Source organism: Acidiphilium sp. PM (assembly GCF_000219295.1).
Lineage (GTDB): Bacteria > Pseudomonadota > Alphaproteobacteria > Acetobacterales > Acetobacteraceae > Acidiphilium > Acidiphilium multivorum.
In genome coordinates this window covers 22531-34426 of the sequence record NZ_AFPR01000560.1, presented here as the reverse complement: position 1 = coordinate 34426, position 11896 = coordinate 22531, and the positions used below count along the sequence as shown (strand labels likewise).

Sequence of the window (11896 nt, the reverse complement as noted above, 5' to 3'; positions counted from 1 at the left end):
GTGGCGCTGGAGGCGGCGGGCGGTCCCGCCCTGCCCCGCGCGTCGGGCCTGCCAGACACGCTTTTCGCCCATGACGGCCAGATCACCAAGCGCCCGGTCCGCGCGCTTACACTCTCGGCGCTGGCGCCAAAGCCGGGCGAGCATCTCTGGGATATCGGCCTCGGCTCCGGCTCGATCTCCATCGAATGGCTGCTCTCCGCGCCGGGCACACGAGCCTCGGGGCTGGAGGCCGATCCAACCCGCGCCGCTCGCGCCCGGGCCAACGCCGAGTCTTTCGGGCTGGGCGCGCGGCTTGGCGTCACCGAGGCGCGCGCGCCAGAAGGACTGGACGGGCTCGCGCCGCCCGATGCCGTCTTCATCGGTGGCGGAGCGACGGAGACGTTGCTTGCGGCGCTCTGGCCGAGGCTGCCCGAAGGCGCACGGCTTGTCGCCAACGGGGTAACGCTTGAAACCGAAGCGCTGCTGGCCCAATGGTCCGCCGCGAAGGGTGGCAGCCTGCTGCGGATTGAGCTTGCCGAGGCGCAACCCCTGGGCCGAAAGCGGGGGTGGAGCGCGACACGGCCGGTGGTGCAATGGAGCGTTGTGAAATGAGGGTAGCGGGGCTCGGCTTCCGGGACGGGACGACGCCCGCAGCGCTGGCCGAGGCCATCGCTGCGGCGGGCGGCGGGGCGCTGAGCAGCCTTGCCACCGCCGCCGACAAGGCCGAGGCGCCGCCACTTCTTGTGCTGGCCGCCGAGCTGGGGTTGGCGGTGACGCTGGTGCCGCTTGCCACGCTCGCGAACACCGAAACGCTCACGCGATCCCCCCGCGTCGCCGCCCGCTACGGCACAGGAAGCCTGGCAGAGGCTGCGGCGCTCGCCGCCGCCGGCCCCGGCGCCCGCCTTCTCGGCCCCCGCGCGACTTCCGCAGACGGGACCGCAACCGCCGCCATCGCCACTACCGAGGCCACAGTATGACTGTTCATTTCATAGGCGTCGGCCCCGGCGCTCCAGACCTCTTGACGCTCCGCGGCCGCGACCTGATCGCGGCCTCTCCGGTCTGTCTCTATGCTGGATCGCTGGTGCCGCCCGGGGTCTTGGCGCATTGCCCTGAAGGCGCGTGGATCGTGAACACCGCGCCGCTCTCGCTCGACGAGATCATAGACGAGATCACCGCCGCCCATGCGGCGGGGCAGGACGTGGCACGCCTCCATTCCGGCGATCTCTCCGTCTGGTCGGCGATGGGGGAGCAGCTTCGCCGCCTGCGCGCGCTTGCGATTCCCTTCGACGTGACCCCGGGCGTGCCTGCCTTCGCAGCCGCCGCCGCGACGCTGGCGACGGAGCTCACACTGCCGGGCGTGGCGCAGTCTGTGGTGCTCACCCGCACTTCTGGTAGGGCGACGCCGATGCCGGGAGGCGAGACGCTCGCGGCCTTCGCCGTAACCGGCGCAACGCTGGCCATCCACCTGTCGATCCACGTCCTTTCGAAGGTCGTGGAGGAATTGACCCCGCATTACGGCGCAGATTGCCCTGTTGCGGTGGTCTGGCGCGCTTCCTGGCCGGACGAGCGGGTGCTGCGAGGCAATCTTGCGACCATCGAGGCGCAGATGGCCGCCGAGATCGACCGCACCGCGCTGATCCTCGTTGGCCCCACACTCGCCGCCGAGGGCTTCGCGGAGAGCCGCCTCTACGCCGGGGATTACGACCGCCGCTACCGCCCCGTCGGACCCGAGCCGCGCTTCCCGGAGGGGCGGGAGTGAGTGGCGCGCGCGCCACCGTGGCAGGGCCGGTGCCGGGGCTTATGATCTCGGCCCCAGCGTCGGGCAGTGGCAAGACGACGTTGATGCTGGGGCTGGCACGGGCCTTTGCCAACGCGGGGCTGGCGGTTCAGCCGTTCAAATCCGGTCCGGATTACATCGATCCGGCCTTCCATAGCGCAGCAGCGGGGCGCGCTTCGGTCAACCTCGACAGCTGGGCGATGCCGCCGGGGCGGATCGCGGCGGAGGTTGGGCGCGCCAAGGGGGCGGATCTGATCCTTGCCGAGGGCTCCATGGGGCTTTTCGACGGGGTCGCGAAGCCGGGCGCGGCGGGGACCGGGGCGAGCGCGGATATCGCGACGCTGGCGGGCTGGCCGGTGCTGATGGTGATCGACCCGAAGGGGCAGGCGCAGACCGCAGCCGCCGTGGCGCTCGGCCTCGCGCGGTTCCGGCCGGATCTGCCGATCGCAGGCGTGATCCTGAACCGCGTGGCAAGCCCGCGGCACGAGGCCTTGATCCGCGCGGGCATGGCCGAGGCGGGGCTGCCCGTCCTCGGCGCCCTGCCCCGCGTCGCGACAATAACCATGCCGGAGCGGCATCTCGGCCTCGTCCAGGCCGGCGAGCATCCGGCTCTCGAGGCGCTGATAGAGGCCGCGGCGGCGCTGGTCACCGAACATTGCGACTTGGAGGCGATCCATATCGCCGCCGCCGCGCGCGTCCTGCCCGCGCCCGTCGCAACACGCCTCCCGCCGCCCGGCCAGCGCATCGCGCTCGCCCGGGACGCAGCTTTTTCCTTCACCTATCCGCATCTCCTTGACGACTGGCGCGCTGAGGGGGCGGAGATCCTGCCGTTCTCTCCGCTCGCCGATGAGGCGCCTGACCCTGGTGCCGACGCCTGCTGGCTGCCGGGCGGATACCCCGAACTGCACGCCGGCCGCCTTGCTGCCGCCGCGCGGTTCCGGGCGGCGCTGCGAGCCTTCGCGGAGACCCGGCCGGTTCATGGCGAATGCGGGGGCTACATGGCGCTCGGCGCGGGACTGGTTGATGCCGAGGGCACGCGGCACGAGATGGCGGGGCTTCTGGGCCTCGTCACCAGCTTCGCCAAGCGGCAGATGCATCTGGGTTACAGGCGGGCGCGGCTTGCCGGCCCCTGCCTTGGCCTGCCCGGGGGTGCCGTTATTGCCGGGCATGAGTTCCACTACGCAGGGGTTGTCGAGCAGCCCGATGCGCCGATGGCGGCGGTTGCCGATGCGGCGGGCCAGACGGTGGCAGAGACCGGGTCGCGGCGCGGCAATGTCTCCGGCTCTTTCTTCCACCTGATCGGGGGGACGTCATGAACGGTTTCGTTTCTTTCGTCTCCTCTGGACCGGGCGATCCCGAGCTCCTGACACTGAAGGCCGCGGCGCGTATCGCGGCTGCGGATGCAATCCTTTTCGACGATCTCTCCTCCGGGCCCGTCCTTGCCCATGCGCGGGCCGATGCGGACCTGGTCGGAGTTGGCAAGCGGGCGGGTCGCGCCTCGCCGAAGCAGGATCAAGTAAGCCGGCTTCTGGTCGATTATGCGAAGACCGGCGCCAGGGTCGTGCGGCTGAAATCCGGCGACGCTGGGCTCTTCGGGCGACTGGAGGAGGAGACCACCGCGCTCCGCGACGCTGGGATCGGGTTCGAGATCATCCCCGGCGTGCCCTCGGCCTGCGCCGCCGCCGCTGCCGCCGGAATACCGCTGACGCGGCGGATAACAGCGCGGCGGGTGCAATTCGTCACCGGACATGACGTGACCGGCGGGCTGGCAGAGGATCTGAACCTCGCGGCGCTCGCTGATCCGATGGCCACCACGGTGGTCTTCATGGGCAAGCGCACCTTCCCGGCGTTCCTCACCATGCTCACCGGCGCAGGATTGCCGCCTGGCACCCCCGCCCTTCTGGCCGAGGCCGTGGGCCGGGCCGAGCAGCAGCTGGTCCGCACCACCGTTGCGGAACTGGCCGAACGGCTGTCGGGCGATCCGGGAACGGCGCCGGCGCTGATCCTCTATGGGCCGCTTGCAGAGGCGGCGGAGGCATGATCGCTCTTTCGCTGATCGGGATCGGCACCGGCAACCCGGAGCATCTGACACTTCAGGCGATCCGCGCGCTCAACGCGGCCGATGTCGTCCTGATTCCCTGCAAGGGGGAGAGCAAGGCCGACCTCGCCGAACTGCGCCGCACGATCTGCGCCGAGTTCATCACCAATCCCGCGACCCGTATGGTGGAGTTCAACCAGCCGGTGCGCGACCCCGCTACTCCCGACTACCGCAGACGGGTGGATGATTGGCACGACGCCATTGCCAAGGCCTGGCGAGCGGCCATCACCAAGGAGCTGCCGGGCGGCGATGGAAGGGTGGCGCTGCTCGTCTGGGGTGATCCTTCGCTTTACGACAGCACCTTGCGCATTGCCGCTCGGCTTGGGCTGCGGACGGAGGTGATCCCCGGCATAACCTCGATCCAGGCGCTCGCCGCGGCCCATGTTATCCCGCTGAGCGAGATCGGTACTCCCTTCACTGTCACCACCGGCCGGCGGCTGCGTGACGGTGGCTGGCCAGAGGGCGTCGACACAATCCTTGTCATGCTCGACGGCGATTGCGCGTTCCAGGACCTTGCTCCGGAAGGCCTCTCGATCTGGTGGGGCGCCTATGTCGGTATGGCAGAAGAGCTCACCGAGGCCGGCCTCCTTGCAGAGACCGGCCCCCGCATCCTTGCCCGCCGTGCCGAGGCGCGGGCGCAGCATGGCTGGATCATGGATATCTACCTGCTCCGCCGCACGGGCAGTTGAGCCCGCGCGCGGGACAATCGCGGCTCAGGCGAGGGGGATCTGGCTGAAGCGGCGCCGTTGGTGCCGGGCTTTGCGCGGGCGGTGGTAAGCGGGACTGCGCCGGCGTTGGGCTTGGCGGCGCCGACGGCGATGGAGACAATCGAGATCGCGCTGCCGGACGGGGTGGTATTGCGTTTCGGCGCCGGGGTGAGCCAGGCGGCATTGAGCCGGGTGCTGGCGGTGCTGAGGGGCGCATGATCGCGCCGGGTGCGGGTGTCCGGGTCTATCTTGCCTGCGGCCGGACGGACACGAGGAAGGGGCTGGACGGGCTGGCGATGATGGTCCAGCAGGTCTTTGGCGGGAACCCGTTTGATGGTGCGGTCTATGCATTCCGTGGCCGGCGTGCCGTTATTTGCGCAAGAACTTGATCCATGGCGCTGAGGGGGTGGGTTCGCCGGGCGGAGCGCGATCAGGGGCTACGGCCCGGTCCGACGAGTGCTGACCAGAAGCGGATCAAGTCTCTGGAACGAGAGGTCCGGGAGCTACGCCAGGCGAATGAGATCCTGCGTAAGGCATCGCCTTATTTTGCGATGGTGGAGCTCGACCGCCGGTTCTGGCTCGGCTTTGCCACCTGACATCGCTACGACGCCACGCCCCGGACGCGGGATGCGCGAGTCCGCGCCTTCGCCGTGACGGTGGCGCCGGAGATTTCGGGCCGGATCGTCGCGGTTGCGGTTCATGACAATGAACGCGTGCGCAAGGGGCAGGTCCTGTTCAGGATCGATCCTGCGGATTTCGCCAATCGTCTCGCTGTGGCGAGGGCAACACTCGCCGCCGATCGGGCGATCGCGGGGATGATGGCGGCGGATGCGGCGCGGCGCGCGCGACTGCCCTCGATCGCGGTTTCGGCGGAGACGCGGGGCAATGCCGCCGCCGCACGGGCCGCCGCCGCACGCGTGCAGGCGGACGAGGCGGGGGTTGCGCAGGCTGCGCTCGATCTCGCGCGCACGGTGGTCCGCGCGCCGGTGAGCGGCACGATCACCAATCTCACCGCCCATGCAGGCGATTATGCCCATGCCGGCAGCGGCGCGATCACGATGGTCGATACTGGCGAACTCTGGGTGACCGCGTATTTCGAGGAGACCGAGCTCGACCAGATCAGGCCGGGCGCGCCGGCCCGGATCGAGCTGATGTCCGACCCCGGCCGGGTGCTGGATGGCCATGTGCAGGGGATCGGACGCGGGGTTGCAGATGCCAACATGCAGGATGCACGCAGCGGCCTGCCGCGCGTCGATCCGGTGTATTCATGGGTGCGGCTGTCTCAGCGGATTCCGGTTTATGTGACGCTCGACCATGTGCCGCCGAGCATGCTCCTCGCCGCCGGCATGACCGCGACGGTGCGTGTCGTCGCCCCGGCGGCGCGTGAGCGCTGAGCGAGGCGGCGCTATTCTGCGGCGCGCGGCATATCCCGCGCGAGCCAAAGGCCCGAGCCGGCCACGAGGGCCGCCGTGATCCACAACGCCGGCAGGGTTGCGTGGGCGAACTGCGCGATGAGGCCGAGCGCGACGGCGCCGAGCGCGTAGCCGGTGTCGCGCCAGTAGCGGTAAGTGCCGAGGGCCTTGCCGCGGATCAACGGCGCTGCCTGGTCCGACATCGCAGCGATGAGGTTCGGGTAGAGCAGCGCCATGCCAACGCCCATGACGATCGCCCCCGGCAGCCATAGCGACGCATCGCGCCCGGCCGCCGTGATCGCGATGCCGGCGGCGAGGAGAAAAAACCCGGCGATCACTGGGGCGCGGCGGCCGACCCGGTCACCCAGATGGCCAGTCCAGAGCTGCGAGACGCCCCAGACCATGGCGTAGGTGCCGGTCAGCCAGCCGATTTCGACCAGCCTTGCACCATGTGCCTTGAAGAACAGCGGGAACATCACCCAGACCAGTGTGTCGGCGATCTTGTTGACGATGCCGCCCTGACAGATCGCCCGCCCGACCCGATCGCGGAAAGAGATGCGGACGAAGATCGCGCGCAGCGTGAGCGTATGATCCTGCGAGGCACCGGCACCGGCCTCGGCATGTTCGGCCTTCACCCAGGCAAGCGTGTCGCGCACACGGGTGATCGTGGCGAAGGCCAGACCAATCGTGGCCATGCCGAAAATCAGCAGGGCATCACGCGCGCCGACCGCCTCGGCCAGCAAGGCAGCACAAGCACCGGCGAGGCCGACGGCCACATACCCCGTGGCTTCGTTGATGCCGACGGCAAGCCCACGCTGGTGGCTGCCAGCGAGGTCAATCTGGCTGGTCACCGTCATCGTCCAGGTGAAGCCCTGGCTGATACCGAGAAACACGTTCGCGATCACGATCCACCACCAGTTGGGTGCCGCCCAGATCAGCAGCGGGATGGGAATGGCGGCGATCCAGCCAGCGATGAGGACAGGTTTGCGGCCGAACCGGTCGGCAAGCCCGCCGGCGACAAGGTTGAGCGCGCCCTTCACCAGGCCGAAGGAGAGAACGAAGCTCGCGAGAAAAAGAAAGGCACCGGGAGCGACGCCGAACTCGTGCGCGAGGGTCGGCAGGACTGCTCGCTCCATACCGATGACAAGACCGACGAAGAAGACCTGCAGCGCCTGCAGGGTAAACTGGCCGCGATTGGCCGTGATGCCGCGGATATGATCCGAGGCGTTTGCCACCATGGTCACGCGGTGAAGCCCGCATTCCAGGCGCGCAGTTCGGCCGCCCCCTCGGGCGCGGGCGGAATGTTCTCGAGCATGAAGGCGACGAAGCGGTCGGCATCGCCGATGCGAAAGGCGGGGTTGTGTCGCCGTTCGAAACCGATGGTGGATACCGGCTTGCCGGAGAGACCGCGGCCGCAGACCGAGCCGGCCAGAGCACCGGGCAGCACCTCGATATGGTCGGGTAACGCCTTGAGCCTGACGAGACTGGTGAACAGGTCGCGCGCGCCGCGCGCGGCGTCGGTCGCAAGCTCGGTCCGGCCGACATCGCCCACCATGAGCGTGTGGCCGCCGAGCACGCTCCATGGCTCATCCGCGCGGGTGCGGTCGGTCACCGTGAGGCAGAGATGCTCCGGCGTGTGGCCGGGCGTGTGCAACACCTCGAGCACGACATTGCCGAGTTCGAGCCGTTCGCCGTCTACAAGACGGCGGCAAGCATAGCCCACCTCGGCTGATTCGTGGATGGCGTATTCGGCACCGGCCGCTTCGGCCAGCGCGCGGCCGGCGGAGCGATGATCGGCATGCAGATGCGTGTCGATCACAAGGCGGATCGGCGTCGCCGAGGCCGATGCGGCGTGCAGATAAGGTTCGATCGGAAACAGCGGGTCGACAACCACGCCGGCGCCCTTGCCGACGCAGCCGAGCAGATAGGAGGCCGCCGTGGGGTCGGTGTGCAGGAACTGTCGGAGGATCATGGGTTTGGCTCCCGGCTGACGCGGCGATCTTGTCGCCAGCGCGCTGTCACATTATCATTCTCGATATTGATTGAATGAGTCGGTGATGAAGTCAAGCAGTGGTCCAAAGCAACAGATTTTCAGCCATCTCGCCGAGATCGCCGCGGCACTTGCACATCCGCACAGGATCGAAATTCTCGAACTGATCGCCCAGGGCGAGCGTAGCGTGGAGGATCTTGCCGAACGGATCGGCCTGTCGCTCTCGAACACGTCCCGCCACCTGCAGGTCTTGCGCCGTGCCCGCCTTGCGGCGCCGCGGAGGGAGGGCAAGAACGTGTTCTACAGCCTGGTCTCCGAGACCGAGGTGGTCACGTTGCTGGCCAGCCTGGGGCGAGTGGGCGAGCGGAACATCGCGGAAATCGACCAGGTGATGCAGGCGTATTTCCGGGCGCGGGATTCTCTCGAGCCCGTATCGCGCTTGACCCTGCTTGAACGCCTCCGGGACGGCAGCGTGACACTCCTCGATGTCCGTCCAACGGAGGAATTTGCTCACGGGCATCTGCCGGGGGCGCTCAATATTCCGCTCGATCAGCTTGACGCGATGCTGGACAGTCTTGTCGCCCGGTCGCCGGTTGTTGCCTATTGCCGGGGGCCTTACTGCGTTCTTTCGTTCGAGGCGGTGGCGAAGCTTCGCGCCTGTGGGATTGAGGCGATACGACTGGAAGATGGGTATCCCGAGTGGAAGGCGGCAGGTTGTCCCATCGAGTGCTGAACGTAGAGAGCGCTCACCCGCATCGCTGGAGCGTCAAGGCCGCCCGATCGCGTGGCGTTAGGATCCGGCGTTCACAAAGGGCGCCTCACCGCCATCATGTCCGACCCGAAAATCCGGGGATTGCCGGCGCATCGCGACGACGTCTTCCCAACCACCGTCTTTGCTCCGGCCCGCCACGAGCTGTTTCGGCCTGTCACTGCCGCAACGAGAAAAGGATGCAAAAATGCCAATGATAACCCGTCGGGGACTTATGGCCGCAAGTCTGACCCTGAGTGCTGCCGACATGGCTGTTGCCCGGGCCGCAACGGCTGCTCGGGCTGGGCAGCGCCTCGTTGCCGGAACGCGTAGCCTCGAGGTGAACGGGCGCGCGGCGGAGCTATGGCGGAATTTGGGTGACGCGGCGTGATCAGGCGGCGCGGCTCTGGGTGGCGTCGGATTGTGCGACGCCGTCGTTGAATCTGACGCCTTCGATGACGCGTGGCAACTGGCTGGTGCCGTTGAGCTTGCGCCATTTCTTCGAAGCGGCCCGAATCAAAGTGAAGACCATTAGCTTGGCGGTCTTCTGCGATAACGCGCCTTTGGTCCGCACCGTGCGGTGACGAACGGTGGCGAAGACGCTCTCGATCGGGTTCGAGGTACGCAGATGCTCCCAATGTTCGGCCGGGTAGTCATAGAAGGCCAGCAGAACCTCGGTGTCCTTGGTCAGACAGGCGACACCGCGCTGATACTTGGCGGCATATTTCGCCTTGAAGGTGTCGATCGCCGCCAGGGCGGCGGCGCGGGTTTCAGCGTGCGAGATTTCGCGCAGGTCGGCTGCCACCGCTGGCTGCATGGATTTCGGAAAGTGGTTGAGCACGTTGGCGATCTTGTGGAACCAGCAGCGCTGATGGCGGGTGCCGGGGAACACCTCGTCCAGCGCCTTCCAGAACCCAAGGGCGCCGTCGCCGACGGCCAGTTCGGGCGGCACGGCAAGCCCTCGGGCCTTGAGATCGACCAGCAGTTCGCGCCAGCTCTGCGCGCTCTCGCGGAAGCCGACCTGAAAGCCCAGAAGCTCCTTCCGGCCTTCCGGTGTCGCCCCGATGATCACCAGCATGCACTCGGCCTGCGGCTCCATCCTGGCCTGCAGGTAGACGCCGTCGGCCCAGACATAGACATAGCGGCGCGCCGAGAGATCGCGGCGCTGCCAACGATCATACTCCTCCTGCCAGCCTGCCGTGAGGCGGGAAATCACCGCCGGCGACAGGTTCGGCGCGTCCGCCCCGAGCAACGCCGTCAGCGCCTCCTGGAAATCGCCGGTGGAGACGCCGCGCAGATACAGCACGGGCAAAGGGCATCGAGGCTTTTCGAGCGGCGTGCCCAGCGCGGCAGGATCGCCGAGGTGAAGCGGATCCTCGTCTCCGCCGACACGCCCGGCGCGCGGTCACGCACCTTCGGCCGCTGCACCGGGACCGGTCCGATCCCGGTCTGCACCGCCCGTTCCGGTCCGGCGCCGTGCCGGACAACACGCTGCCGGCCGTCGGGCAAGAGTTCCTCGCTGAACTGGGCGACGAAACTTGCCGCCTCGGCCTTCAGGGCTGCCATCAGCATCTGCCGCGCGCCCTCACGGGCAATGTCCGTCAACGGGTCCATGATCGAACCAGGCTGATGAAAGGAGGTGATCGTGCTATTCTCGTTCATAGGCGTATCGCTCCTCAGGGAGGTTCTGGCAGGCTTGGACACCCGCCACGATACGCCGCCTTCTCAAACCTCATCACCTATTTTCAGCCATAGCCCCGCGCGGCGCGGGTCTTCCGTCTGACCGATCAGGCCGGCCGCCCCGGGCTTACCTTGGCGCCGGGCGAGCAGTTTCGGGTCAAACTTTTGAACCGGACCGCCGATCACACCATAATTCACTGGCACGGCCAGTTGCCGCCCTGGACACAGGACGGCTTTCCATGGCCGCAGACCCCGCCACTCGCGCCGGCGGCGACGCGCGCTTACGATTACGTGCCGATCCCCGGGACCTACTGGATGCATTCGCACCAGGGTTTGCAGGAGCAGAGTCTCATGACGGCCCCGCTGATCGTCCAGGATGCTGCCGTTCTGGCCGAGGGCCGGCAGGAGGTGGTGGTGATGCTGCATGATTTCAGCTTCACCGCGCCCGACGCGCTGCTAGCCGGCCTGACCGGGCAGACGCCCTCGGCGATTCACGCGATGGCCCGCTCGACGGAGAATGCTGCGCCGGCCCCGATGACTGTCGGCAATCGCATGGGACCGATGCAGGGAATGGCCCATACGGCCGCCGGCAAGGGGATGGGGATGTCGATGAGCGGCATGTCGATGAGCGGCATGTCGATGAGTGGGATGTCGATGGACCTGAACGACATCAACTACGACGCGTTCCTGGCAAATGACCGTACCCTGCACGACCCTGAAACCATTCAGGTTGAGCGGTCGGGACGTGTGCGGCTCAGGATCATTAACGCGGCATCGTCGAGCCAGTTCTGGATCGATCTCGGCGCGTTGACCGGCCGGGTGGTTGCGGTCGACGGGCATCCGGTGGTGCCGGTTGTCGGACGCCGCTTTCCGCTGGCTATTGCGCAGCGGCTGGACATCGTGGTCGATCTGCCGGGGGCCGGAGCGTTCCCCGTTCTCGCGCGGCTGGAGGGGTCGCGCCGGCGGACCGGTGTCGTGCTGGCAACGCCGGGCTCGCGGGTAGTACGGATCCAGGACACCGGGCTCGACCAGATGCTGCCGGTCGACAATTCGCTGGAAACCAGGCTGGTCGCCCGCGCGCCGCTGGCCGCCCGCAAGCCCGACCTCGTGCACCGAATTGTCCTCGGGGGCGGCATGAAGCCCTATTCGTGGTCACTGAATGGGGAGTTCTGGCCGAACATCACGCCGCTGATGCTCCGGAAGGGCCAGCGCGTGGAAATCGAGATGGTAAACCATTCGATGATGGCTCACCCGATGCACCTGCATGGCCATGCGTTCCAGGTCGTCGCGGTGAACGGTCGGCCGTTGAATGGTGCGGTGCGGGACACCGTGCTGGTGACGCCGATGATGGGCAGTGTGCGGATCGCCTTCGACGCCGACAACCCCGGGCGCTGGGCGCTGCATTGCCACAACCTCTATCACATGATGACGGGCATGATGACGGAGGTCCGCTACGACGGTATCGAGGTCTAGGCCAGCGCAGGTCGCGGCTCATGTCCACGATA

General features: G+C 67.7%; 13 protein-coding genes and 2 pseudogenes. 12 read left to right on the top strand and 3 right to left on the bottom strand.

Annotated elements, in window-relative coordinates; all coding sequences use genetic code 11:
- From cbiT to APM_RS18260, 10 genes and pseudogenes are all read left to right on the top strand, one after another.
- Positions 1-591 (top strand): precorrin-6Y C5,15-methyltransferase (decarboxylating) subunit CbiT (gene cbiT, locus APM_RS18305; protein ID WP_007424884.1); only part of this gene is annotated, 591 nt, incomplete at its 5' end.
- Entirely contained in the window at positions 588-956 is a 369-nt protein-coding gene (locus tag APM_RS18300) for a cobalamin biosynthesis protein (RefSeq protein WP_007424883.1), read from the top strand. The genes cbiT and APM_RS18300, both read left to right, overlap by 4 nt.
- Positions 953-1738: a precorrin-4 C(11)-methyltransferase gene (cobM, locus tag APM_RS18295; RefSeq protein ID WP_039889236.1), complete on the top strand. Its 786-nt coding sequence runs from the start codon at positions 953-955 to the stop codon at positions 1736-1738. Before APM_RS18300 ends, cobM begins: the two co-directional genes overlap by 4 nt.
- Complete coding sequence (locus tag APM_RS18290; protein ID WP_007424881.1) at positions 1735-3072, top strand: cobyrinate a,c-diamide synthase; 1338 nt, start codon at positions 1735-1737, stop codon at positions 3070-3072. Before cobM ends, APM_RS18290 begins: the two co-directional genes overlap by 4 nt.
- Complete coding sequence (cobA, locus tag APM_RS18285) at positions 3069-3797, top strand: uroporphyrinogen-III C-methyltransferase (RefSeq protein ID WP_007424880.1); 729 nt, start codon at positions 3069-3071, stop codon at positions 3795-3797. Before APM_RS18290 ends, cobA begins: the two co-directional genes overlap by 4 nt.
- The gene (gene cobF, locus APM_RS18280) at positions 3794-4543 is read left to right on the top strand and encodes a precorrin-6A synthase (deacetylating) (RefSeq protein WP_007424879.1); all 750 of its coding nucleotides are present in this window, start codon (positions 3794-3796) and stop codon (positions 4541-4543) included. The genes cobA and cobF overlap by 4 nt, the downstream gene beginning before the upstream one ends.
- 111 nt (positions 4544-4654) lie before the next feature.
- Positions 4655-4780 (top strand): hypothetical protein, encoded by a 126-nt coding sequence (locus APM_RS23000; RefSeq protein ID WP_256379520.1) that lies wholly within the window; start codon positions 4655-4657, stop codon positions 4778-4780.
- Positions 4777-4950, top strand: a complete 174-nt coding sequence (tnpB, locus tag APM_RS22995) for an IS66 family insertion sequence element accessory protein TnpB (RefSeq protein ID WP_007424878.1) — start codon at positions 4777-4779, stop codon at positions 4948-4950. Before APM_RS23000 ends, tnpB begins: the two co-directional genes overlap by 4 nt.
- A gap of 9 nt (positions 4951-4959) precedes the next feature.
- A pseudogene (locus APM_RS21830) lies at positions 4960-5135 on the top strand (transposase); the annotation flags it as partial.
- 76 nt (positions 5136-5211) lie between these two features.
- A complete protein-coding gene (locus APM_RS18260) occupies positions 5212-5955 on the top strand; it encodes an HlyD family secretion protein (RefSeq protein ID WP_007424877.1) in 744 nt (247 codons plus the stop codon).
- A gap of 11 nt (positions 5956-5966) precedes the next feature.
- Here the strand turns inward: APM_RS18260 and APM_RS18255 are convergent, their stop codons facing one another.
- Complete coding sequence (locus APM_RS18255) at positions 5967-7211, bottom strand: MFS transporter (RefSeq protein ID WP_039889235.1); 1245 nt, start codon at positions 7209-7211, stop codon at positions 5967-5969.
- Between the two features lie 2 nt (positions 7212-7213).
- On the bottom strand, positions 7214-7945 hold the full coding sequence (locus tag APM_RS18250; protein WP_007424875.1) for an MBL fold metallo-hydrolase: 732 nt from the start codon (positions 7943-7945) through the stop codon (positions 7214-7216).
- Positions 7946-8030: 85 nt separating this feature from the next.
- On the opposite strand from APM_RS18250, the gene APM_RS18245 reads away from it, so the two are divergent.
- Entirely contained in the window at positions 8031-8696 is a 666-nt protein-coding gene (locus APM_RS18245; protein ID WP_007424874.1) for a metalloregulator ArsR/SmtB family transcription factor, read from the top strand.
- 406 nt (positions 8697-9102) lie between these two features.
- Here APM_RS18245 and APM_RS18240 read toward each other — a convergent pair.
- Positions 9103-10373, bottom strand: a pseudogene (locus APM_RS18240) (IS256 family transposase).
- A 117-nt stretch (positions 10374-10490) separates the two neighbouring features.
- Here APM_RS18240 and APM_RS18235 point away from each other — a divergent pair.
- Positions 10491-11864: a multicopper oxidase family protein gene (locus APM_RS18235; protein ID WP_083818718.1), complete on the top strand. Its 1374-nt coding sequence runs from the start codon at positions 10491-10493 to the stop codon at positions 11862-11864.
- Positions 11865-11896: the final 32 nt, after the last annotated feature.

What these genes read in the sequence shown, in the direction of transcription:
- APM_RS18300 (WP_007424883.1), top strand. Translation starts at nt 588, where the DNA reads ATGAGGGTAGCGGGGCTCGGCTTCCGGGACGGGACGACGCCCGCAGCG.
- cobM (WP_039889236.1), top strand. Translation starts at nt 953, where the DNA reads ATGACTGTTCATTTCATAGGCGTCGGCCCCGGCGCTCCAGACCTCTTG.
- cobA (WP_007424880.1), top strand. Translation starts at nt 3,069, where the DNA reads ATGAACGGTTTCGTTTCTTTCGTCTCCTCTGGACCGGGCGATCCCGAG.
- cobF (WP_007424879.1), top strand. Translation starts at nt 3,794, where the DNA reads ATGATCGCTCTTTCGCTGATCGGGATCGGCACCGGCAACCCGGAGCAT.
- tnpB (WP_007424878.1), top strand. Translation starts at nt 4,777, where the DNA reads ATGATCGCGCCGGGTGCGGGTGTCCGGGTCTATCTTGCCTGCGGCCGG.
- APM_RS18255 (WP_039889235.1), bottom strand. Translation starts at nt 7,211, where the DNA reads ATGGTGGCAAACGCCTCGGATCATATCCGCGGCATCACGGCCAATCGC.
- APM_RS18250 (WP_007424875.1), bottom strand. Translation starts at nt 7,945, where the DNA reads ATGATCCTCCGACAGTTCCTGCACACCGACCCCACGGCGGCCTCCTAT.
- APM_RS18245 (WP_007424874.1), top strand. Translation starts at nt 8,031, where the DNA reads ATGAAGTCAAGCAGTGGTCCAAAGCAACAGATTTTCAGCCATCTCGCC.